Source organism: Corynebacterium sp. MSK047 (assembly GCF_030232285.1).
GTDB lineage: Bacteria > Actinomycetota > Actinomycetes > Mycobacteriales > Mycobacteriaceae > Corynebacterium > Corynebacterium jeikeium_D.
The window spans coordinates 1-22,593 of the sequence record NZ_JASPJI010000010.1 but is presented as its reverse complement, the minus strand read 5'-3'; the positions used below and the strand labels follow the sequence as shown (position 1 = coordinate 22,593).

The window sequence follows — 22,593 nt, the reverse complement described above, 5'->3', positions numbered from 1 at the left end:
AGAATGGATTGTCATGCGCCAGACCTATGAATCCTCGTTAGCACCGGATGGGAGTGCAATCGCCTTTATTGTCCGCGATAGCGGCTACCCGCGTGCGGTACAGCAGGAGATTACTCCGGAGGGGCTAGGGGCGGAGCGCCCCGTGAAACTGCCGGTGGAAGGCCCGGTTACCAGGGTGCTGCACTCTCCGGATGGAAAGTGGATTGCCTGCGAGGTCTCTCCGTACGGTACGGAGCGTTTGCAGACCTGGCTGGTATCCACCGATCCGGAGGTCGACGGTGCCCGCCCCCTGCGTATGGATGCGGATATGCGCGCCACACTGGTGGAATGGGATAACGATCTCCTAGCGATGAACGCGGTCGATGCCCAGGGTATTAACTATGCGCGTTTGGTCAACCCGACGGACTCAAAGTATGAGGTCATTGATAAACGCACTGACAGCCAGCTGGTAGCGGCTGAAGGTGGGTTTGGCCTCGTGCGGGTGGGACCGCGAGGCCACCGTGAGCTACTGCTGGTCGGGCCGGGGCAGCAGTGGCAGCCGCTGTTGCCATCCGATCCTGGCTCTACCACGGATGTCGGTGTCTTATTGGCGCATCCGGGGCAGGAGAAGCTGACCGCATTCGTGCTCTCAGATCATGGCGCGGAACAGCGTCGCATCCTGCGCCTGGGTATTACTCCCGACAGCGGTATCAGCACCACGGAGCCGCGTACAGCGGAATCGACCGCAGCGGAGATTTTGGATATGAAGATTGGCATCGAAGTTGATGTCGAGGAGTTCATTGGCAATCCGGATCAAGACGTCGAAGAATTCGTCATTAGTGAGGATTCCTCCACCGCGGCTGTGCTGTGGAATAGCGGTGGGGTCAGCACGCTCGAGGTGCTAACCCTTGGCCTTCACCCGCAGACTGACGACATGCGGGTGATGGTGCGCCGCAATGTGGAATTGCCGGGCATGGTTGCGCGCGAGCTGTCAATCTCCGGGGACGGTGAGCTGATCTCCCTGACAGTAGAAGGGCCAGGCCTTGCGCCAACGGTGGAGATTCTGCGCAATATCGGTGGTGTCATTGAGCCATTGGATATGGAACGCACCGAACGGATTTTGGCTCTGGAAGAGAAGAACCTGGAGACCATGCCGGCCCCAGAACTGGTCTACTTTGTCTCCCGCGATGGGCTGGAACTCTCTGGCTGGCTCTACCTTCCAGAGTCGGTGCGCAATAGTTCTAATGACGTTTCCGGAAACGCACTACCGCCGGCTTTCATCCACATCCACGGCGGCCCAGAACTGCAGGCAAAACCCATTCACCACGATGTTCTAGCCAGCATTGTGGAGGCGGGATTCGTGGTGTTCACACCTAATGTGCGCGGTTCCTCGGGGTCCGGTAGGTCATTCGAGCACGCGGGCGACCGCTATGGACGCTTTGCCGCTATTGCGGATATCGCAGCGGCGCGTGCCTTCCTCGTTGATGCCGGGTTGGCGGACCCAGAACGCATTGCCCTGGGTGGGCGATCCTACGGTGGCTTCATGTCGCTGTTGGCCTCGGCGTGGTACCCGGATCAGTTTGCTGCCATCGTGGATGCCTGCGGAATGACAAGTTTTGAAACCTACTACCAATCCACAGAACCCTGGTTGGCGCAGGCCGCGTTCCCTCGATACGGCTACCCGTACCAGGATGCTGAGCTTCTGCGCGATATCTCGCCACTGCACCGTGCGGAGGAAATGAAGGCTCCAACCCTATTCATCCACGGCGAGTGGGATACCAACGTGCCTCCGCGAGAGTCCGGTCAGATGCGCAACGCCATGGACGCCTATGGTGTGCCCACTGATTTTCTGGTGGTTGAGGGAGAGGGCCATAAGTTCTCGAAGCCGAGGAGCCGAGCGCTCATCGGTGAGACCATCATCGCGTTTTTCGCCGAGCACGGCGTGTGTGATGCGGCACCCAGCGCGTCAACGGCAGTAGAAACTAACAACGATCAGTAATAGAAGCAGCGGAAAAGAACTGACAGAAGAAATGAATAGCGCCACGACCGAGCCGACGAACGCCGAGCCAACCAACTCCACAGACTGGATTAAGAGCCACACCTGCCACGTGCTTTTTGACCGGCCTGTCATCCCGCCGAACACCGGAAACGCTATCCGCATGTGTGCGGGCTCTGGAGCTATGTTGCATCTGGCCAAGCCACTGGGGTTCAACTTCGATGACAAGAATCTGCGTCGCGCCGGGCTGGATTACCATGACCTGGCCGATGTGCGTATTCACGATTCCATCGATCAAGCGTTGGAGACCTTTGCCAGCCAAGGGTGCCGCATCTTTGCCTTTACCGCACACGCTGACACTTGGCACACAGACATTGAGTACACGAACACCGATGTACTGCTCTTTGGCCCAGAGCCAACCGGGTTGGAAAAGTCAGTGCTCGATGATTCGCGAATTACACAATTAATCCGAATTCCGATGCTGCCAGCTCGTCGCAGCATGAATCTTTCCAACGCCGCAGCAGTGGCTGCTTATGAAGTCTGGCGTCAGCAGGGCTTTATGGGCGGTAAATAGGGTCAAAGGCGAGGGCGGTTACAGGGCGTTTCTGGGCATTATTCGCTCCTGTGCCTAAGATAAATGCCATGGCAGCGACAAAGCTTGATGGCAAACTCTACCGAGACGAAATCTTTGAAGACCTGGAAAAGCGCGTTGAGCGTTTGAAGGAAGCCGGCTACACCCCGGGGCTGGCCACCGTGTTGGTTGGTGATGATCCGGGCAGCCACTCTTACGTCAAGATGAAGCATCGCGACTGTGAGCAGATTGGTATCGCCTCTATCCGCCGTGACCTTCCGGCTGACACCACGCAGGAAGAGCTCGAGGCAGTAATCACCGAGCTGAATGAAAGCCCGGAGTGCACAGGCTACATTGTTCAGTTGCCACTGCCGAAGCACCTGGATGAAAACCGTATTCTGGGCCTCATCGATCCGGAGAAGGACGCCGATGGCCTCCACCCGGTAAACCTGGGCAAGCTGGTCCTCAACGAGCCAGCACCGCTGCCGTGTACCCCAAACGGCTGTATCCACCTGCTGCGACGCTTCGGCGTTGAGCTCAACGGTGCCAAGGTTGTTGTTATCGGCCGCGGTGTCACCGTTGGTCGCCCAATCGGCCTGATGCTCACTCGCCGTAGCGAGAACTCCACCGTGACGCTATGTCACACCGGCACCAAGGACTTGGCCGCTGAAACCCGTCAGGCTGATGTCATCATCGCCGCTGCTGGTGTCGCTCATATGCTTACTGCAGACATGGTCAAGCCTGGAGCTGCTGTGCTCGACGTGGGAGTTTCGCGTGTCGACGGCAAGCTGGCCGGTGACGTTGCCGATGACGTCTGGGACATTGCCGGTTACGTATCCCCGAACCCAGGTGGTGTCGGCCCACTGACTCGCGCTTTCCTTGTACGCAATGTCGTCGAGCGCGCTGAAAAGCTCGCTGGCCTGGCCTAATCAGCCAGGAGGAACAACTCGTGTCGAAAAGGGAAATTGCGCAGCGTGCCCGGCGGGAAGATCTGCCGGATCCAATGCTGAACCCGCACAGCCCGAAGACCCCGCCGCCGGGGGCATCGTGGCCAATGTGGGTGCAGTATACGATTTACGGTGCGCTCTTTTTCGGCATGTCCGCCTTCGTTGTGTTTCTGGGGCTGGAGCGGTGGCGACGCGCCACATTTATGCTGGGAAGCACAATGATGCTGCTCGGCGTGGCTAGGCAGTACCTGCCGGACAGCATTTTAGGTGTGTTCTCTGTGCGATCCCGGGCCTTTGACCTATGGTTTTGCTCCATAATCGGGATGGGAATCGTATTCCTCGCAGTCAGCGTGGATGCGTTGGGAAGCTAGCTGACATTAGCTGACATCGCGAGCGAGGAAACTACGCACAATCGAATCCACTCGCTCGAACTCCGTCAAGAATCCGTCGTGACCCACGGCGGATTCAATCTTTTCTAGCCCCAAGCAGTTGCCCAGATTGCGGGCGAGGTGCTCCTGCTGGTGGAAGGGGTAGAGAATGTCCGTGTCCACACCGGCAACCATGGTCGGCACGGTTGACGAGTGCAGCGCCTCGTTGAGGCCACCGCGACCACGGCCAATATTGTGCCGATTCAAGGTATCGGTGAGCACAACATACGAGCCTGCATCGAAACGCTGGGCAAGCTTCTCCGCTTGGTGATCCAAGTAGCTTTCTACCTGGAAGCGATCTTCCGTGCGCATCGCGCCCAGCGGATCCTCACCGGGCTGCGCTGCCGCGCCAAAGCGATCATCCATCTCCAGCTCGCCACGGTACGTCAAATGCGCGACCCTGCGTGCAAAACCCAGACCTCGGGCCGGAGTCACACCGCGGTCGTAGTAGTCGCCGCCATGCCAATCGGGATCGGACTCAATGAATTGAATCTGCGCAGACTGAATACCAATCTGCCAAGCAGACGCACGTGCGCCGACACACATCACCAATGCCTTGCCGACGAAATCAGGGTGCATCAGTGACCACTCAAGCGCGCGGGCCCCACCCAAGGAGCCGCCAATGACAGCTTGGAGGCGGGAAATTCCCAGTTCCTGCAGCGCAAGGTGCTCCACCGTCACCGTGTCGCGCACGGAGATAGCGGGAAAGCGAGAGCCCCAGGGCTTGCCGTCGTCCGGATGTGGACTGGAAGGGCCGGTTGTACCGCGACAGCCACCGATGACGTTGGTGCAGATAATGCAGTACTCGTCGGTATCCAGTGCGCGGGCAGAGCCAATCATCCCGTTCCACCAACCCGCAGTCGGGTGGTACTCATCCGAGGGGCCGGAAGCGTGGGCGTCGCCGGTTAGAGCGTGCTCGAGGAGGATGACATTCGAGCAGTCGTCGTTAAGCCGGCCCCAGCGTTCGAACTCGACGGTGACGTCGGGGATGACCGCGCCAGCCTCGGTTGTGACATCGCCGATAAAGACACGCCCCGGCTCGCCCTCGGGTGGGAGGGCGGCCGGGGTAGATGGGGAAAAGCTCATGCCTTATAGACTACTTAGTCCGTTCTGTGTCCGTGTACAAACGGTCTACGCGAGTGCTGCGAAGCCGCCCTCGAGATCGGCGATGATGTCATCGATGTTCTCGATACCGACAGAGAGGCGAACGGTGGCCTGGGAAATACCGGCGCGAGTCAGACCCTCCTCATCGGACTGGGAGTGAGTGGTGGTGGCCGGGTGGACAACCAGCGAGCGGACATCACCGATGTTGGCGACGTTGGAGTGCAGCTTCAGAGCGTCAATGAACTTCCAAGCCTTGGCGGTGTCGGCATCCTTCAGGTCGAAGGAGAGCACGCCGCTGGCGCCGGAAAGGCCCAGCTTGTTCAGGGTCTCGTACCACGGGGAGCTCGGCAGGCCAGCGTAGTTGACCTTGGCGACCAGCGGGTGGTTCTCGAGGAACTCAGCGACTGCCTTGGCGTTTTCATTGTGGCGCTCGATGCGCAGAGCCAGGGTGTCGAGACCCTGAGCCAGAACCCACGCATTGAACGGAGCTGGAGCAGCACCGGTGTCGCGGAGAATGCCAGCGCGAGCGCGCAGAGCGAAGGCCGGGGCGCCCAGGTCAGCGAACTTCAGGCCGTGGTAAGCCTCGTCGGCCTCGGTGAAGTTCGGGAAGATGGAGCGGCCGTTGCGGGTCTGAGTCCAGTCGAACTTGCCGCCGTCGACGATGACACCGCCGAGGGAGGAGCCGTTACCGGTGAGGAACTTGGTGGTGGAGGAAACCACGACGTCAGCACCGTGCTCGAGTGGGCGCAGCAGGGCCGGGGTCGGAACCGTGTTGTCGACGATCAGCGGAACGTTGTTGCGGTGTGCAACCTCGGCGATGGCAGGGATATCGAGGACGTCGATCTGCGGGTTGGCGATGGACTCACCGTAGAAACCGACGGTGTTGTCCTGAACTGCTGCCTGCCAGGACTCCGGGTCATCCGGGTTCTCGACGAAAGTGCAGTCGATGCCAAGGCGCGGCAGGGTGACCTTGAACAGGGTCTCAGTACCGCCGTAAAGGCGTGGCGAAACGACGAAGTGGTCGCCTGCACGAGCCAGGGTGAGGACAGCAGCGGTCTCAGCTGCCTGGCCGGAGGAGAACAGTACGGCAGCGACGCCGCCCTCGAGGCTGGCGATGCGCTGCTCGACGGCATCCACAGTCGGGTTGGTCAGGCGGGAGTAAATCGGGCCTGCATCCGAGAGGTTGAAGCGGTTGGCAGCGTGCTCAGCGGAATCGAAGACGTAGGAGGAGGTGTTGTAAATCGGCAGGTTGCGCGCGGAGGTCTGTGCGTCCGGAGCGAAACCGGCGTGAATAGCGCGAGTGGACAGGCCCCAGTTGGCGGCGTTGCTGTTGTCGTACTTGGTGGTCATTTCAGATACTTCCTTGCGGTTTTTGAGATTGTTCAAAACGTTGCTTACAAACAATAGTGAACCAAGCTGTCTATTGCAAAGTTTTGGAAAAACCCAAGGTAAGAGGGTGTGTATATCTGTGTCGAGAGTGCTATAGTCCGCTTAGTACGGATTGGTTTGATTGGCTCTGGGGCGTGGCCAGTTGTGGGGGGGGATCGGGCGCTGCGGTGCCGAGTGTCGGGCGAGCCAAGCCGGAAGCTGTCAAGGCCGTTAAGGAAGTCAGGGCATAGAAAAAGCCCCTCGCGCCATGTGCATCAAATGCAACATGAGCGAGGGGCTATCGCCCGAAACCGGCGGTCATCCTAGGTCGGCCTAGGCCAGCCTGGGCCAACCAGGCCAACCAGGCCAGCCAGGAGCAAGCAGCTAGTCCTACTTCTTCAGACCGTCGATGATCTCGTTGAACTCAGCGGACGGACGCATAACTGCGGAGGTCTTCTCATCGTCCGGCAGGAAGTAGCCACCCAGATCAGCTGGGGAACCCTGAGCATCAATCAGGGTCTTGGCGATGGACTCTTCCTTCTCCGTGAGAGCCTTAGCGACCGGTGCGAAAACTTCCTTCAGCTCGGAGTTCTCGTCCTGCTTGGCCAGCTCCTGTGCCCAGTAGAGAGCAAGGTAGAAGTGGGAGCCGCGGTTGTCGATCTCGCCAGCCTTGCGGGACGGCGACTTGCCCTCGTCGAGCAGGGTAGCGGTTGCCTTATCCAGGGCCTCAGCCAGGACGCGTGGACGTGGGTCGTCGTCATGCTCAGCGGCGTAGCGCAGGGACTCGGCCAGTGCCAGGAACTCACCCAGGGAGTCCCAGCGCAGGTGGTTTTCTTCCTGAACCTGCTGGACGTGCTTCGGTGCGGAACCGCCTGCACCGGTCTCGAACAGGCCGCCCCCGGCCATCAGCGGCACGACCGACAGCATCTTGGCGGAGGTGCCCAGCTCCATGATCGGGAACAGGTCGGTGAGGTAGTCACGCAGAACGTTACCGGTTACGGAAATGGTGTTCTCGCCGCGGCGGATGCGCTCGAGGGAGAACTTGGTAGCGGACACCGGATCCATGATGCGGATATCCAGACCCTCGGTGTCGTGGTCTGCCAGGTACTCGTTGACCTTGCTGATCAGGTTGTTGTCGTGCGCACGCTGCGGGTCCAGCCAGAACACTGCAGGGTCGCCAGTGATACGAGCGCGGTTGACGGCCAGCTTCACCCAGTCGCGGATTGGGGCGTCCTTGGTCTGGCAGGAGCGCCAGATGTCACCCTCGGCGACGTGGTGCTCAATCAGAACCTCGCCAGCGGAGTTGATGACCTGCAGGACACCGTCAACCGGAATCTGGAAAGTCTTGTCGTGGGAGCCGTACTCCTCAGCCTTCTGAGCCATCAGGCCGACGTTCGGGACAGAGCCCATGGTGGCCGGGTCGAAAGCGCCATTGGCGCGGCAGTCCTCGATAACAGCCTGGTAGACGCCTGCGTAGGAAGAGTCCGGGATGACTGCGAGGGTGTCGCGCTCCTCACCGTCCGGGCCCCAGCCCTTGCCGCCGTTGCGGATCAGGGCCGGCATGGAAGCGTCAACGATGACGTCAGACGGAACGTGGAGGTTGGTGATGCCCTTATCGGAGTTGACCATGTAAAGGGCCGGACCTTCCTTCAGGTCCTTCTCGATAGCGGACTTGACGGCCGCCGCAGTAGCGTCGTCAAGCTTGTGTAGACCATCGAGCATGGCGCCCAGGCCGTTGTCCGGAGTCAGGTTGGCGGCAGCCAGCTTGGACTCGAACTTCGGGAAAACAGATGGCAGGAAGGCCTTGACAACCTCGCCGAAGATCAGCGGGTCGGAGACCTTCATCATGGTGGCCTTCAGGTGCACGGAGAACAGGATGTTCTCGCGCTGTGCGCGGCGAATCTGAGCGCGCAGGAAGTTGTCCAGGATGTGGACGTTCATGCCCGTGCCGTCAATAATCTCGCCCTTGAGGACCGGCATGTCCTTCTTCAGGGTGATGATCTGGCCGTCGTTAGCCTCGAGCTGGTAAGTCAGCTTGTCGTCGGCCGGCATGACAACCGACTTCTCATTGTGGCGGAAGTCGTTGGAGGCCATGGTGGCGACGTTGGTCTTGGAGTCTGCGGACCAAGAGCCCATGCGGTGCGGGTGCTTGCGGGCGTAGTTCTTCACCGGCTCCGGAGCGCGGCGGTCGGAGTTGCCCTCACGCAGTACCGGGTTAACGGCAGAGCCCTTGACCTTGTCGAACTTGGTGCGGTCGGCGGTCTCTTCCTCGCCTTCCGGCTGCGACTTGTACTTCGGAATGTCATAGCCCTTTTCCTGCAGCTCTGCGACAGCGCGCTTAATCTGCGGGACGGATGCAGAGATATTCGGCAGCTTGATGATGTTGGCGTCCGGCTCCTTGACCAGCTTGCCCAGGGCTGCCAGCGCATCCTCTACCTTCTGTTCGTCCGAAAGACGCTCCGGGAACTGAGCCAGAATGCGGCCTGCGAGGGAGATGTCGCGGGTTTCAACATTGACACCAGCCTGGCTTGCAAATGCCTCCACGATTGGCTTCAGCGAGTAGCTCGCCAGCAGGGGGGCTTCGTCAGTACGGGTCCAAATAATTGTCGCCATAATTCATGTCTCCTATCTGTTTTGTTCCACGATAACCCAGTTTTGAATCTTGGGTTGTGTCGGGGCATAGCGCAAAAACAGTGATAGTGATATGAATAACGCAATTATGTGAGGCAAGTCACGAAATGTGCAATTATTTGTCGCTTATTCGCCGCTTTTCATTCCATTTTTCGCTTTACGACGGCCCCCGCGCTCAAACCCTTCAAATACGAAAAACCGCGCTGGGGTGTCGTGCACGCCGGCGCGGTTGTTCAGGGCAGCCTATTTAGTTCTGTGTATTGTTCGGAGGATTGTTCTGGCCGAACTGGTAGCCCTGAGTGTTCTGAGACTGGGGGTACTGCGGAGCATAGCCCTGCCCCGGCGCCGACTGGGTAGTCCTGACCAGTTTCTGGCCGCGGAACCATGCGCGCATGTCCTTGAGGAACATAAGAACACAAGCCGCGATCAGCATGGCACCTGCGAGGAAGAGGACTACATCCACCCAGGAGCTCAAGAACAGGAGGGGGATGATGGTCATAGCCAACGCCAGTGGTGCCACGGTGACGCAGAAAAAGATTGGTGCCGTCGAGTCTTCACCGCGGAGGATGGAGTGAATCCAGTATGCGGTCAAGGTGACAAGCATCATTCCCATCAGTAGGAGGACTGGAACAAGAACGAGGGCGGCTGCAGCGCCCATAATGTAGCCGATGTCATCCCAAGAATCACCCAACGATGACTCTAGGCTGCCGAGATCGTTGGCGCCCTGGATGCCGAGCGTGATTGCGTACAGAACTGCGATGATGCCAATCAGAGTTGAAAAACTGACCAAGCCGGTAGTGATTCGGGGGATGAGTGGCATGCGCTGCCACATGTTCTGCAGTGTGGCGTTTGCAGGCAGCGGTGGTACATCCGTGGTCACCGTGGTGGTTACTGTCGCAGGACTGGTTTGAGTTGGGGCGGACCACTGTGCTTGCTGGGTTTGCGTCTGGAACGAGGATTCCTGCGCAGTGGGTACCGGGCGATTTGCCAGCCCGCGCAGCGTCGCAATGGTGATGGTGGCGTTCTCATCGGCCAGCAAAGCGTCGTATTCGCGACGACGTCCCTCATCGCCAAGCACTTGCAGCGCAGTGAGCTTCTCCTGGAACTCGCCGGAGTACTCCGAGACTCCAGCATCTCGCAGTTCGGAGAGTTGATTAGAAAGATTTGCATGGAGCTCTTCGGTGCTGGCTGCGCTATCCAGCTTCAGAGACTCATAGAGGTTGTAGCGGTCGCCCATAGTGAATCAAGATCCTATCGGTATTGCAGTTCGAAATATCTTTTAAAACAATTTACCCGGTAGCTAGTACGGCAGCATCGAAGACCCGGAGCGCTCGATGGTAGGAAGTCCGTGGCGCTCGGAGGGAATGGTAGTCCTCGGCAAACAATGCCGATTGCAAAATGGTTTAGAAGAACTTGAGTGAGCGACTTCCACTAATGGCCGTAGATGTTATTCCGCGCACAAATACCCGGGGAACAGGCGGATTAAATAGCGAAATTTTTGTGTTGCGGAGTAGAGTCTCATTTTTCCCTTGCGGCTCCCCTCACGGTTTTGCGAACCCGTCTTGGGTCGAAAGTCGAGGGGAACTGAGAGTCCACCAACTGGCGTAAGAAGAGAAAAGGAGACGGTCGCAATGACGTCGTCAAGCGAAGTAACAACCCACAACGACGACCACAAACCGCGTGCGCGTCGTGCGGGAGCGTTTAGCTCGCATCGCCGTCCTGTTCCGGTGCAGGACGACATCTCTGATCTACGCCGAATCTTGGTGATTGTGGCTCTGTCGGTCGGTGCATTCGGCATCGGCGTTACCGAGTTTGTGGCCATGGGCCTGCTGCCTTACATCGCTGATGCCTTCGGACGTGATGAGGATGCCGCAGGGCGCATGATTTCGATGTACGCACTCGGTGTTGTCGTGGGCGCACCCCTAATTACCGTGCTGACCGGCTCGATTCCGCGCAGGCGCATGCTCCTGCTGCTGATGGCGGCATTTACCATCGGCAATGGTGCCACGGTTTGGGCAGGCACACTGGGCTCTTTCGAAGCGGTCATGGTCTCGCGCTTCATTGCCGGTCTGCCGCACGGCGCGTATTTCTCGGTGGCGGCGCTGGTGGCGGCCTCCCTGGCTAAGCCGGGACAGCGCGGCAAGATGGTGGCTCTGTCGGGCGTGGGGTTGTCGGTGGCGACTGTGATTGGTGTGCCGGCCGCGCAGGTGCTGGGACAGATCTACGGTTGGCGCAGCGCCTTCGCGTTTGTCGCGGTCATCGGGCTGATTGCATTTGTTTCGCTGTGGTTCGCCGTGCCGCATATGAACCGCATGCCGAAGACACGTCCGATGGATGAGCTCTCGGCTCTGGTGACACCGCAGGTGCTGCTGACCGTCGCAATCGGCACCGTTGGTTTCGGCGGCATGTTCGCGGTTTACACCTACATCACCTGGACTATGACTCGCGAAGCGGGCATGAGCGAAAACCACATCTGGATTGTGCTGATGGCCTACGGCATCGGCATGGTTGTCGGTACTTACATCGGCGGCTGGCTTTCCGACCGCATCGGGGAGTGGGGCATCATGGTTGCGCTGGTGCTGATGGTAATCATGCTCAGCGCCTTTTACTTCACCTCACAGAATGCTGTGCTGGGCACGATCAACTTCCTCCTTATCGGTCTGCTGGGATCGGTATTGGTGCCTAATCTGCAGACCCGTCTGATGGATGTCGCCGGTCGCGCACAGACGCTGGCGGCAGCACTCAACCAGGCCGCATTGAACATGGCCAACGCATTCGGGGCGGCGCTCGGTGGTTGGGTCATCGCTTCCGGTTATGGCTACCGCGCACCGGCTTTGGGCGGCGCGACGTTGGCGATGTTGGCTATCTTCATCGCTCTGCCGACCATTGTTCTTTACCGCCGCTCACAGGCGAAGAAGGCTGAGCGCATCGAACTGCGCTAGGGGTCTTCAAGGCGTAGTGCACGCATAGGTAACGTATGAGGGCATGAGCCTTACAATCGCGACAATCAATGTCAACGGCATCCGCGCCGCCGTCAAGGAGCGCAGCGAAACCAATCTGGGATTGCTGGAGTGGCTGAAGCACACCAGTTCCGATGTCGTTTTGCTGCAGGAAGTCCGCGCCACCGACGACCAGGCACGCAAGGCCCTCGCGCCCGCTTTCGATGCCGGATGGCATTGGGTCGGCGCTGAAAACCTGGGTGCCAAGGGGCGCGCCGGCGTGGGCATTCTCTCGCGCTTTCCGCTTAACGACGTCCAGGTGGGCATCGGCTCCGAGGAGTTCGAAGAATCCGGTCGGTTTATCAGTGGTGTTGCCCCGGCAGCGGACACCGGCCTGGATGTGGATGTCCAGATTGCCAGCCTCTACCTGCCCTCTGGTGCTGCCCTGAGCGAGAAGCAGGATGAGAAGTATCGCTTCCTCGATGCCTTCTCCGATTACCTGGCGGAACTGGGGGCCAAGGGGCGCGATGGTCACCACGCAGTCATCGGCGGCGATTGGAACATCTGCCACCGCGAACAGGATTTGAAGAACTGGAAGACCAACCGCCGCAAGAGCGGTTTCCTACCGCAGGAGCGTGCCTGGATGGACTCGGTCTTCGGCTGCTGGCCCGATGAGGTTCCCCAGGATTCGCAGGTTCAGGCCAGCGAAAAGGAGCTGGAATCCGGTGCCTTCTCCGATGGTTCTGTGTGGGAGGCCCCGGAGCTCAATGCAGATCCGGTGTGGTTTGATGTCACTCGCCGTCTGCACCCAGAGGCCGACGGCCCCTGGTCCTGGTGGACCTACCGCGGTAAGGCGTTCGATACCGATGCCGGCTGGCGCATCGACTACCAGGCGGTAACCGAACCAATGCTCAAGCGTGCTGTCAGCTCGGTAGTGGATAAGCCTGCCGCCTACGACCTTCGCTGGACGGACCACGCGCCGGTGATCGTGGAGTACGCCTAAACCCGGCATACGCCTAACCCCGAGCGGACTAGTGTGCTCCGACGTCAGCGAACTCTGGGATTATCTCAGGCTCGGGAGCAGTTACGAGATGCCGGTTCTGCCGCAACATCGAGGCGATGCCGTCAACGATGGCGTCGGCCCATTTGTCCTGCATAGCGGGGTCGGCCAAATCGCGGGTGAGTTTTTCAGCGCCCACCGCTCCCAGCGATAGCGCAATTGTCGGCGCATGTGGCCGCGAACTCTGGTTCACCGCCACTGCCGGCGCCAGGCCGGTGCGAAACTCGGTTGGCACCCCGTTTGTGCTGTAACTGCTGTGCGGATTGAAACCTCGGTACACCATTCCGTCGCGCACACCCGCCGCCAACTGCCAATCGGCAGGAGCATCGTCCTCAGGTTCGAGAGACTTCACCACAGCGGATACCGAAAAGCCACGATCGCCGATGTTATCCCCAGAAAGAGTTTGGCCCTCTGATGAGCGACCGACGATTACGGTGGCTGCGCTCGCCGTGTCGTCGGCAAGCGAATGCGCGCCAACGATTGCGCCGCGCTGACGGAGCTTGTCGCTGGCGCGTTGCACGATGCTGTCGATGTGAGCGGAAGTATCCCCACTCAAACGCAGCGCGCGAGGCAGGTCGGCGTTGATAGCCTCGATGGCCTCGCGGCGAGAGTCGACGGTGATGCGCGCGCCGGCGAGCGGATCGACAGCCTCGTCAGGGGAGGGGACGATCGGCTGGCGCGGAGGCATCCACAGCGGATTGGGGCGCGCCGGGCGGTGTGGGGAACTGTTGACAACAGCGTGCAACTCTTCAGGTGAAAACATCTTGTTGACCGCGAAAATCATCACCGAACTGTCGTGATACACAGGCGTGAGCCCCGGCGCGTGCCATGCCCAGGAACGCATCGACAGCGCCTCCGTGCCATCCGTGTTCACACCCGGCGGGGAACTAATGATGTAGTGCACTCCCAATTTCTTCGCCATGGCATCGAACTCTGGATGTGAGCCCAGCAGGTCAACGTTTATCGGCAGCTTGTTGCTCGCCTCGGCAGTTTTGTCGGAGAAGGAGAAATGGCGGAACAGGGTCGGCAGTCCGGCGATGGCATACATCCACGCAGAACCGTCACGACGGTCATTGAGAATATGCCCCTCAAACGCATGCGGCTGTGCGGACAGCCAATCAATAGCTTCCATGTCCGCAGCGGTCACAAACGTGCTTCCGAAACTCTGGCGAATTGCCTCGCGCTGAGCAGGCCCACTCGCCCAGGTCGCAGGCACAATCGCCAGTGCCGCTACGAGCCCCATCGCCAGCGCAGGATTCCACGACTTGGTCGGCTGATCTCGCTTTGCGACGATCCACTGCGCCGCAGCCACAATCCCGACAACGGCAGCCGCGACTGCGTAGCCGACCAGCACTGCGCGCAGAATTCCCATAACCGCCTGCATGCGGTACGGCATGTCGTAGAAGAAAGTGCCAATAAACTTCAGATAGGTGCCGAACGGCTCAGACCAACGGGACTGCGCACTATCGGACACCACAAAGAGCAGCCCGAAAACCAGTGCCGGCCACGGAGCCCATGGGCTGTCTGGCAGGCGAGAGACAAGCGCCACCACCAGGCCGATGAGCACAAGAACCAGAACAGTCCGGGAAAAGATGGGCTCGTCAGCATAGCGGGAAAACCCAATCAGAGTTCGCCACAGTGATTCGGAGCGGGAAATCTCAATTTGGCCGGTAAAGCCCGCAACGGATTCGCCTTGCCCACTCGCGGACAAAGCCGCCGGGAGAGTCATCACCAGGGCGAGCGCTCCGATAATTAGCGTGCGAACTAGGCCACTGACACTCGGTTGGGTAATCAACCACAAGCCAACAAAGAGCACGGCAGCAATTGCGCCGGCCGGGTGGGTGATAAACGTGCCGACCAGGGCAAGCGCAGCGGGGACAATATAGCCCCGCATGGTCAAAGCCGCAGCAATCGGCAAAGCAGCCACCGCGAGCAGATACGGCATGGAGGATGTGCGCCAAAGAGCCACCCAAATCTCCGGAAGCATCAGCGTCGCGACGGCAGCTGCGGGACCGGCATAGGCCGCCCACTTAGGACCAACTGCGGTGCGGGCTAGCACCGCAGTTGCTGCGGGAAGAAGCAGCGCCGGGGCCAAGAACGCAAACACGTTGGAATCGAGGAAGACCGAGCCGGGCAGCAGCCCCGCCATGGCATGCCAGCCGGTGGGGTAGAACATTTCGGCCCCGGTCTCCTGATTCATCAGGTCACCGGCCGCGGTGGGCGAGGCTATTGCATGCTCGTCAATGAACCGGAGGAAGTTGGTATGCCAGAGCATGTCCCAGGCTTCGCGGATAGCGCCGGGGCCGCCAGGGACGTCGTTAAGCACGAGCATGGCGCGCATCGAGCCGACTACCGTAACTCCGACGACAATCATCGCGGTGACAACGCCGGAATCGAAGCCGTCTTCGGGCGTTGCTCGGGGGACGAATCTGCGCACCAGATAGCCAATAGCACAGAACCATGCCCACATGCCGGCCACGAAGAGCCAGGTGTAATCCAGCCCGAGCGCGTGAGACAACCATGCGGAAAAACCGGTCACACCCAGCATTAATGGGCCGGCAGATGCCAACGCGAGCGTGGGACGTAGCCCACTGGCCCAACCGAGAACTGCGCCTGGGACCAGCAGGATGAAGACGGCAACCGCAATGGCAGCGAGCATGGGACTCCTGACGGATAAGAGAATTGAATTAGTCCAATAATACCTGTGGGTTAGTTCGGCACTTGGGACGCGAGCGCCTAAGATTTGAAGAAGGACTGATGGGACTTCAGCCGCTGTAAAACCCAAGCGCGAATCTGCGCGGGACTTGAAGCGAGCTCGGTGCGGACCAGGAAAGGAGAGGACATCCCCAGTGAAAAACGGCGAGAGCGATAACAAGCGGCACCAGATGGCCGATTTGGAAGCCATCGCACGGAGTCTGCAGAACGACCCTGGCACTGCTGTCAATGTCCCAGTGGTCGTGACTTCCGGTGTCATTGTTGCGTTTATCGTGCTGTCTTTTGCCTACGCGTGGCCACTGTGGATTTCCCTAGGACTCATTGTTCTGCTGGGAGCCGTGATGGTCGTGTCCTACACCCGCAGGCCACCCGTAGCCCCGCTCGAGTTGACCCAGGGGGAGCGTGAGCGTGTTCGCCGTGTTCTCTCTGAGCACGGCATTCGCCCAGCGATCACGTTGGTGCGCGCACTGTACCCCGAGGAATCGCCAGCCGCTGCGGCGCGCACCGTCAAATTGCTATCCGATCGAATGCTTGTGGAGCAGGGGGACGAGGGGCGTCGGGGCTAGCTTTTGGCAGTCGGTTTCCTGCAAAGCCCGTGGTGTTGTCGAAACGGGTACGTCGTCGACTCTCAACTGCGGGCCTCGCGCTAGACTTATTGGCTATGAGTGAAAGCAAGGGTCCTGAGGCAACTAATCCTGCACCGAGTGCTCGTAAGCAGCGCGTTCTGTCCGGCATTCAGCCGACCGCAGATTCCTACCACCTGGGCAACTACCTGGGTGCATTGAAGAACTGGATTAATCTGCAGGATGACTTCGACGCTTACTACTTCATTCCAGACCTGCACGCCATCACTGTCGAGCAGAATCCGAAGGAGCTGCGTCAGCGCACTATCGCAGGTGCCGCACAGCTGATTGCACTCGGTATTGATCCGGAGAAGTCGGTGCTCTTCGTGCAGTCGCATGTGCCCGAGCACGCGGAGCTCGGATGGGTGTTGACCTGCTTGACTGGCTTTGGTGAAGCCAGCCGTATGACGCAGTTCAAGGACAAGTCCTCTCGTCAGGGCGCGGAACATACCTCCGCTGGTTTGTTCGCGTACCCCATGCTGATGGCTGCCGACATCTTGCTCTACCGCCCACAGCTGGTGCCGGTGGGGGAGGATCAGCGCCAGCACCTCGAACTGACGCGTAACCTGGCGCAGCGTTTCAACTCCCGCTACAAGAAGACCTTCGTGGTGCCGGATCCACACATCATGGAAGGCTCCGCGAAGATTTACGACTTGCAGGATCCGACATCGAAGATGAGCAAGTCGGGTGCAAATCCGAAGGGCATTATTAACCTCTTGGACGACCCAAAGGTCTCCGCCAAGCGCATTCGCTCAGCCGTTACCGACAATGACGGAGAGATTCGCTTCGACCGTGAGAACAAGCCGGGTGTTTCCAACCTGCTGGTCATTCAGTCGGCGTTGACCGACAAGCCTGTCGACGAGCTCGTTGCCGGCTACGAAGGCGCTGGCTACGGCCAGCTGAAGGCCGATACCGCAGATGCGCTGGAGGCATTCACCACGCCACTGCGTGCACGCTATGAGGAGCTCATGGCTGATCGCGGTGAGTTGGAGCGGATTCTGGCCGAAGGCGCTGACCGCGCTCGTGAAGTTGCCGCCAAGACACTTGCAGATGTGTACGAGCGAGTCGGGTTCCTGAAGGCCGCCAACCGGTAATTCAGCTGTAGACTCTGCGCTTCAGTCTCCGTACCGAAAGCTGGCACGTTAAGGTAGGGGACATGGCAACCTCTACTCAAAAAGATCCGAAGAGAACGGACCGCTATGGCATCGAGCGTGTACACGCCGATGAACCGAGCGCAATCGACCGCCTCCGCGAAAAGTGGGCGTGGTTCGATCACGTTATGCGGATGCAGGAGCGCTACTCCGAGCAGGGCGGTAACTTTTTTGCCGCCGCTGTCACGTACTTCTCCGTGCTGTCGATTTTCCCCCTAATCATGACGGCATTTGCCATCCTCGCGCTTGTGTTGCGTGGCAATGAGCAGCTGCTTGAGCAAATCCAGTCCGCTATCACCGACTCCATCGATGGGTCGATGGGCGACACCATCAACGCAATTATCGAAGGTGCGATCGATCAGGCAGGTGGCGTCTTCACCGTCGGTTTCATTGCCACCCTGTGGTCGGGTCTTGGTTGGATGGGCAACCTCTCCAACGCAGTGACACAGCTGTGGAAGCGCCCGCTGGGCGCTAGCAACTTCGTGGTGGGAAAGGTTCGCGACCTGCTGCGTCTGCTGGGCATGCTGGTTATGATCCTGCTGACCTTCGCTGTCACCGCAGCCGGCTCTTCCGGACTGACCCAGTCCCTGCTGGACAAGATTGGTCTGGCTCATGTCCCGGGAATCACAATTATTGCGGGATTGATTGCCATCGCCATTGGTCTCGTTGCCAACTGGCTGCTGTTCTTCTGGATGCTCGCTTTCCTGCCGCGCGGGGGCGCCCCGTTCCGCTCTGCGGCAAAGGGTGCGATTATCGGTGCGATTGGCCTTGAGGTTGTCAAGCAGCTCGGTAGCGTTTTCTTCTCCAACGCCCTGTCGAACCCGGCCGGTGCAGTTTTCGGTCCGGTCATCGGTTTGATGGTCGTTTTCTACCTCATCTGGCGCATAACTATGTATGCCACTGCCTGGACCGCGACGACCGAAGAAGCGCTTGCCGACGAGGAGCTGGATGCACCTGCTCCTGCTGTCATTAACGTCCGTGCGGAAGCGGCCAACCCGTCCGGATTGAACCGCCTGCTCGGTTCGAAATAATTAGCCGCGATCGCGTCTGCCGAAGCGGTAGGTGACCATCGCAATCAATGCGATGACACCTACGATGGCAGCGCTGACAGTAATTTTTAGCCCGGTTCCTGTTGACTCGTTGTCCAGGATATCGGGCAATTTTTCTACCAACTTATCCTCAGTCGCTTCCGCTTCGAGGACACCGACAGAGCTGTCCTGCGGTGCCGCGAAGCCGGCGTCGAGAAGCGATGCCGCCTGCTCCCAGGGGCGCGGTGAATCCTCCACAGTGACGTCGAGAACGATGACGCCGAGACGACGGCCATCGCGCTCAGCCACCCCAGCGAAGGTATGACGGGCATCGTCGGTAAAACCGGTCTTGCCTCCAAGGGCGCCGGGGTAGTCCTGGGCAATCAGCTGATTGTCGTTGGCGATTTCGAAGTCATCGACCTCGAGAGCCTTGTCTCCGGGGATGGTGGCCAGGCGGGTGGCCGAGAGCTTGCGATAAATCTCATTGTTGAATGCGTGCTGGAAGAACAGTGACATGTCGTATGCCGACGTCATCTGTCCCGGAGCATCGAGACCAGTCGGGTTGACCACTCGCGTATCCGTCGCACCCAACTTCTTTGCCAGGGCATTGACCTTCTCTGTGGTCTTATCCATGCCACCAAGTTCGCGAGCCAAGGCGTGGCCGGTGTCGTTGCCGGAGTTAAGCAACAGACCAGTCAGGAGCGTTTCTACCGAGTAGTTCACGTCCTCGACGATGCCGACACGAGAGCCCTCCATGTTCGCGTCCTCGAAGGTCGCCTTGACTGGGGTGTCGAGCTTCAAATTCTCGATTGCCTCCATCGCCAGCAGCACCTTAATAATCGATGCCGGACGGTAGCGGCCGTGCGGGTCCTTCGCCGCAAGGACATCGCCGGATTTCAAATCGAACACCGTCCATGCAGAGGCGGAGAGGTCCTTCGGAACGTCAAACCCCTCACCGCTGACAATGCCGCAGGCGGACATCTTGCTACCTCCAGCCAGCTTTTGAGGAACCGGAAGTGGAGCGGGAGATGTTTCGCCGGGAGCCGGAACCTCAGAGGAATCCACTGGTGCTGGTGGAAGGGTCTTGTAGGGGCAGCCCTCCGTGTCACGGATATCAGGTGCGGGACCGACAATCGGGGCGTCGTCGGTAAGCGAGGTGCTCTGCGCCATGGCTGCAGGGGCGGTGCTCGGCAGAAGCAGAGCGCTGGTAGCTAGCAGCGTAACGGCAGATGAGAAGCGGCGAGAGGGAAACATGATGAAATAAGGGTAGTAAAACGTCACCCGAAATGACGTATTCGTCGTGTGTGGATGGGGGAAAACGGGGGAGCGGAAGCCTTTGTACAAAGCAGAATTACGATTCACCGGCAGTGAAGTAGAAGCGGAGGGCACAGTACCGATAGTCTGGCCATTATGACTAATTCTTTGCACAGTGATGCTCAGTCTCTGGACACACAGTCTTCGGCATCGAATCTCGATGAGATGCGCAAGGTTGTCGCCAGCCTGCCCAAGGTACTGCTTCACGATCACCTCGACGGCGGCCTGCGCCCGCAGACCGTTATCGACCTGGCCGCGGACTGCGGTTACACCGATCAGTTGCCCACCACCGACGTGGATGAACTGGAGAAGTGGTTCATTGACACCGGCAACTCTGGCTCGTTGCCGAGCTACCTAACCGCCTTCGCGCACACCTGCGCCGTCATGCAGACCGCTGAGTCGCTGACGCGCGTGGCGCGTGAGGCCGTCGAGGATCTGGCCGCCGACAACGTCGTCTACGCTGAGCTGCGCCTGGCTCCGGAAAACCATTTGGAAAAGGGCCTGGATATGCAGGCTGTCATCGACGCACTGGTCGAAGGCCTGGCGCAGGGTGAAGCCCATGCCGCCGCTGAGGGAAAGCACATCACCGCACGTCTGCTGGTCTGTGCGATGCGCCAGAATGACAATTCCAAGGAAGTCGCACAGCTGGTGATCGACAACTACGGGAAGAACTCCGACGGGTACGTTGTCGGTTTTGACATCGCTGGGCCGGAGAATGGCTTCCCGCCGGCTAACCATGCCGAAGCATTCACCATGCTGCGGGAAAACCTCATTCCGGTCACCATTCACGCAGGTGAAGACGCCGGTGTCGATTCGTTGCAGGATGCTGTCGTGCAAGGTGCTCGCCGCCTGGGTCACGGCGTGCGCATCTACGAGGACTTCGGTGCTTCCCTCGAGGGCATCGAATGCCAGGAGGTTGCCTCCGCTATTCGTGACCGCCAGATTCCGCTGGAAATCTGCCCGACGTCCAACGTTCAGACTGGTGTTTGTGACAGCGTTGCGGATCACCCGTTCTCGCTTCTCGACGATATGAGTTTCGCCTGCACGGTCAACACGGATAACCGTCTGATTGGTGCGACTTCCATGACCCGGGAGTGCATGGAGTTGGTGGAGAACTTCGGTTACGGCTACAGCGAGCTGTTCGAACTGACCTCGAATGCGCTAAACAATGCATTCGTGGATCTGCCGACCCGCGAGCACATCATGGACACCATTATTTACCCCGCTTACCTGCAGCTTATCGACAACAGCGACGAGGACATCGAAACTGATGTCAACGGTGCGGGTTTCGGTGCCGAAGATGAGCTGAACCTGACGCTGGACTAGCCAGCGCCGGCCAGCTTTGCTGGGAGGAGCTAGATTTTGGTCGTGAACCGAGCGGCCAAATCCTTCTCCAGCTGCCTCCAGCCCTCGGCCTCATCGTCGTAAGGCGGAACTGGCTCGGACATTTCTCCGGTGTCCAGCAGGAAGTTCAGCAGCCACTGCAGCTGCTGGTTGCCCGCCAGCACTTCGTTCACGGCATCATCGCCAGCCCAGTCAGCGGCGTCTGCGAGTAGCTCGTACGCGCGGGCGAGCTGGGCGGTGTCCACGGCGTTCGGGCCCTTTTCAATGTCCTCGGCCAGACCGGTAAACGAGTACTCATTGTCCTCGTGCACCACGGCCTCTAGCTCACCTGCGTTGGCGGCGGTGATGATCTCATCCCACGTCGTCAGCGCCGACATGTCGTGATGCTTGTGCTCCAGCAGCCAACGCACCATCGTGCGGGGTTGTGAGAACGTGTGAATCTCACCGGCGCTGCCCAGGAATAGCGGGCGACGCCCCATGTAACAACGCAAGGTGTAGAGCGTTCGGCCAGCGATGGAGATCTTGATCGGGTCGATGCCAGCGTTGGCCCACACCGTCTGGTCGTACGGATCGCCGGCGGTCTCCTCTGCGGACTTCTTTTCCTCTTCGCGCTTCTTCTCCGCTGCTTCACGACGCTCACGCTCCGCGGCCTCCGCTTCCTTTAATGCGGCTGCAGCAGCGGTTTCAGACTCTTCATCGATGCTCGGAGTATTTGCGCCGATGGCGTCGATAGCGTCAATGCAATTGTCCCAGTTGGTCAAGATGACATTGCCGATAGCCGACCACTGAGCGGCGCCACTGCCCTGGAAGTGATCAGCACCATTTTGTGTGGCAGCCAGGACAGAGTGAGAGGCGAACATCTGGTTGATCGGAGTGAGATCCGCGATTGCACCAATCGAGCGAGTGATGGCAAGAATGCGATCTGCGCGCGAAACATGGTCGTAGTCGGCCCGGCCGGCCAGAATCTCTGGCAGCCCAATCAGGTCATAGCGGTGGCGTGGCGCCGCGATGGCCGCTCCCGGTAGCTGCTGGTTGAAGTTTCGCCAGCTGGGGTGCTGCGTGAAGTCGTGAGGGGCATCCGACTGTAGGAAAGCCAGGAGCTTTGCCGCCGATGAGAACAAATAGATGTCATCACCGCGGCCGAGCAGAGCCTGCCACTCGGAGCCACCCTCACGCCAGCTTGGAGCCCACAACGTGTAAAAGGTGCCCGAGGTCAGCTCGAGTTCGATAGGAACGATGCCTTTCCTGGCCATAGTTTTCGTCGCAGCCCTTCTGCTTGTTGGTGATTATTAAAACTCAAAAATTGTCATACCTGCAGGGAGTTGTCAGTGGGTGAATGCGCCACCTCGACTTGGAGGTTGTTGTGGCTGGTCGTTGGACTCCGAAAGATGTGAA

17 protein-coding genes are annotated in these 22,593 nt (G+C 59.4%); 10 read left to right on the top strand and 7 right to left on the bottom strand.

The window, feature by feature from the left end; translation table 11 throughout:
• The first annotated feature begins 13 nt into the window (after window positions 1–13).
• The 4 genes from QP981_RS05425 (at window position 14) to QP981_RS05410 (ending at window position 3,864) form a co-directional block, all read left to right on the top strand.
• Complete coding sequence (locus tag QP981_RS05425) at window positions 14–1,978, top strand: alpha/beta hydrolase family protein (protein ID WP_070549722.1); 1,965 nt, start codon at window positions 14–16, stop codon at window positions 1,976–1,978.
• A gap of 31 nt (window positions 1,979–2,009) precedes the next feature.
• Window positions 2,010–2,549, top strand: coding sequence for a tRNA (cytidine(34)-2'-O)-methyltransferase (locus tag QP981_RS05420; protein WP_284857616.1), 540 nt, complete (start codon window positions 2,010–2,012; stop codon window positions 2,547–2,549).
• A 68-nt stretch (window positions 2,550–2,617) separates the two neighbouring features.
• Window positions 2,618–3,475: a bifunctional methylenetetrahydrofolate dehydrogenase/methenyltetrahydrofolate cyclohydrolase gene (locus QP981_RS05415; RefSeq protein ID WP_005510041.1), complete on the top strand. Its 858-nt coding sequence runs from the start codon at window positions 2,618–2,620 to the stop codon at window positions 3,473–3,475.
• Between the two features lie 20 nt (window positions 3,476–3,495).
• Window positions 3,496–3,864 carry a DUF3017 domain-containing protein gene (locus QP981_RS05410; protein WP_005510063.1) on the top strand — a complete coding sequence of 123 codons (369 nt, stop codon included), beginning with the start codon at window positions 3,496–3,498 and terminating at the stop codon, window positions 3,862–3,864.
• A 6-nt stretch (window positions 3,865–3,870) separates the two neighbouring features.
• On the opposite strand, the gene metX is transcribed toward QP981_RS05410, so the two are convergent.
• From metX to QP981_RS05390, 4 genes are all read right to left on the bottom strand, one after another.
• Window positions 3,871–5,007 carry a homoserine O-acetyltransferase MetX gene (metX, locus tag QP981_RS05405; RefSeq protein WP_070604443.1) on the bottom strand — a complete coding sequence of 379 codons (1,137 nt, stop codon included), beginning with the start codon at window positions 5,005–5,007 and terminating at the stop codon, window positions 3,871–3,873.
• A gap of 45 nt (window positions 5,008–5,052) precedes the next feature.
• Entirely contained in the window at window positions 5,053–6,375 is a 1,323-nt protein-coding gene (locus tag QP981_RS05400; protein ID WP_048731554.1) for an O-acetylhomoserine/O-acetylserine sulfhydrylase, read from the bottom strand.
• A gap of 408 nt (window positions 6,376–6,783) precedes the next feature.
• On the bottom strand, window positions 6,784–9,006 hold the full coding sequence (locus QP981_RS05395) for an NADP-dependent isocitrate dehydrogenase (protein WP_284857617.1): 2,223 nt from the start codon (window positions 9,004–9,006) through the stop codon (window positions 6,784–6,786).
• A 265-nt stretch (window positions 9,007–9,271) separates the two neighbouring features.
• Window positions 9,272–10,261: a molecular chaperone DnaJ gene (locus QP981_RS05390; protein WP_070429822.1), complete on the bottom strand. Its 990-nt coding sequence runs from the start codon at window positions 10,259–10,261 to the stop codon at window positions 9,272–9,274.
• 394 nt (window positions 10,262–10,655) lie between these two features.
• On the opposite strand from QP981_RS05390, the gene QP981_RS05385 reads away from it, so the two are divergent.
• A complete protein-coding gene (locus tag QP981_RS05385) occupies window positions 10,656–11,966 on the top strand; it encodes an MFS transporter (RefSeq protein ID WP_284857618.1) in 1,311 nt (436 codons plus the stop codon).
• 43 nt (window positions 11,967–12,009) lie between these two features.
• Window positions 12,010–12,966 carry an exodeoxyribonuclease III gene (locus QP981_RS05380; protein WP_070642907.1) on the top strand — a complete coding sequence of 319 codons (957 nt, stop codon included), beginning with the start codon at window positions 12,010–12,012 and terminating at the stop codon, window positions 12,964–12,966.
• 28 nt (window positions 12,967–12,994) lie between these two features.
• Here QP981_RS05380 and QP981_RS05375 read toward each other — a convergent pair whose 3' ends face one another.
• Window positions 12,995–15,682, bottom strand: a complete 2,688-nt coding sequence (locus QP981_RS05375) for a DUF6541 family protein (protein ID WP_049171952.1) — start codon at window positions 15,680–15,682, stop codon at window positions 12,995–12,997.
• A gap of 190 nt (window positions 15,683–15,872) precedes the next feature.
• Here QP981_RS05375 and QP981_RS05370 point away from each other — a divergent pair, with 190 nt between their 5' ends.
• The 3 genes from QP981_RS05370 (at window position 15,873) to QP981_RS05360 (ending at window position 18,543) form a co-directional block, all read left to right on the top strand.
• Complete coding sequence (locus QP981_RS05370; RefSeq protein WP_016422144.1) at window positions 15,873–16,304, top strand: hypothetical protein; 432 nt, start codon at window positions 15,873–15,875, stop codon at window positions 16,302–16,304.
• Window positions 16,305–16,399: 95 nt separating this feature from the next.
• Window positions 16,400–17,455, top strand: coding sequence for a tryptophan--tRNA ligase (gene trpS / locus QP981_RS05365; protein ID WP_049171954.1), 1,056 nt, complete (start codon window positions 16,400–16,402; stop codon window positions 17,453–17,455).
• Between the two features lie 62 nt (window positions 17,456–17,517).
• Window positions 17,518–18,543, top strand: a complete 1,026-nt coding sequence (locus QP981_RS05360) for a YhjD/YihY/BrkB family envelope integrity protein (protein WP_016422146.1) — start codon at window positions 17,518–17,520, stop codon at window positions 18,541–18,543.
• On the opposite strand, the gene QP981_RS05355 is transcribed toward QP981_RS05360, so the two are convergent.
• Window positions 18,544–19,794: a D-alanyl-D-alanine carboxypeptidase family protein gene (locus tag QP981_RS05355; RefSeq protein WP_180950687.1), complete on the bottom strand. Its 1,251-nt coding sequence runs from the start codon at window positions 19,792–19,794 to the stop codon at window positions 18,544–18,546. It abuts the gene before it with no gap.
• A 156-nt stretch (window positions 19,795–19,950) separates the two neighbouring features.
• Here QP981_RS05355 and QP981_RS05350 point away from each other — a divergent pair, with 156 nt between their 5' ends.
• A complete protein-coding gene (locus QP981_RS05350) occupies window positions 19,951–21,180 on the top strand; it encodes an adenosine deaminase (protein WP_016422148.1) in 1,230 nt (409 codons plus the stop codon).
• Between the two features lie 29 nt (window positions 21,181–21,209).
• Here the strand turns inward: QP981_RS05350 and QP981_RS05345 are convergent, their stop codons facing one another.
• Entirely contained in the window at window positions 21,210–22,451 is a 1,242-nt protein-coding gene (locus tag QP981_RS05345) for a SatS C-terminal domain-containing protein (protein ID WP_016422149.1), read from the bottom strand.
• Window positions 22,452–22,593: the final 142 nt, after the last annotated feature.

What these genes read in the sequence shown, in the direction of transcription:
- QP981_RS05385 (WP_284857618.1), top strand. Translation starts at nt 10,656, where the DNA reads ATGACGTCGTCAAGCGAAGTAACAACCCACAACGACGACCACAAACCG.
- QP981_RS05345 (WP_016422149.1), bottom strand. Translation starts at nt 22,451, where the DNA reads ATGGCCAGGAAAGGCATCGTTCCTATCGAACTCGAGCTGACCTCGGGC.
- metX (WP_070604443.1), bottom strand. Translation starts at nt 5,007, where the DNA reads ATGAGCTTTTCCCCATCTACCCCGGCCGCCCTCCCACCCGAGGGCGAG.
- QP981_RS05380 (WP_070642907.1), top strand. Translation starts at nt 12,010, where the DNA reads ATGAGCCTTACAATCGCGACAATCAATGTCAACGGCATCCGCGCCGCC.
- trpS (WP_049171954.1), top strand. Translation starts at nt 16,400, where the DNA reads ATGAGTGAAAGCAAGGGTCCTGAGGCAACTAATCCTGCACCGAGTGCT.
- QP981_RS05390 (WP_070429822.1), bottom strand. Translation starts at nt 10,261, where the DNA reads ATGGGCGACCGCTACAACCTCTATGAGTCTCTGAAGCTGGATAGCGCA.
- QP981_RS05360 (WP_016422146.1), top strand. Translation starts at nt 17,518, where the DNA reads ATGGCAACCTCTACTCAAAAAGATCCGAAGAGAACGGACCGCTATGGC.
- QP981_RS05375 (WP_049171952.1), bottom strand. Translation starts at nt 15,682, where the DNA reads ATGCTCGCTGCCATTGCGGTTGCCGTCTTCATCCTGCTGGTCCCAGGC.
- QP981_RS05425 (WP_070549722.1), top strand. Translation starts at nt 14, where the DNA reads ATGCGCCAGACCTATGAATCCTCGTTAGCACCGGATGGGAGTGCAATC.
- QP981_RS05350 (WP_016422148.1), top strand. Translation starts at nt 19,951, where the DNA reads ATGACTAATTCTTTGCACAGTGATGCTCAGTCTCTGGACACACAGTCT.
- QP981_RS05420 (WP_284857616.1), top strand. Translation starts at nt 2,010, where the DNA reads ATGAATAGCGCCACGACCGAGCCGACGAACGCCGAGCCAACCAACTCC.
- QP981_RS05395 (WP_284857617.1), bottom strand. Translation starts at nt 9,006, where the DNA reads ATGGCGACAATTATTTGGACCCGTACTGACGAAGCCCCCCTGCTGGCG.
- QP981_RS05415 (WP_005510041.1), top strand. Translation starts at nt 2,618, where the DNA reads ATGGCAGCGACAAAGCTTGATGGCAAACTCTACCGAGACGAAATCTTT.
- QP981_RS05400 (WP_048731554.1), bottom strand. Translation starts at nt 6,375, where the DNA reads ATGACCACCAAGTACGACAACAGCAACGCCGCCAACTGGGGCCTGTCC.
- QP981_RS05355 (WP_180950687.1), bottom strand. Translation starts at nt 19,794, where the DNA reads ATGTTTCCCTCTCGCCGCTTCTCATCTGCCGTTACGCTGCTAGCTACC.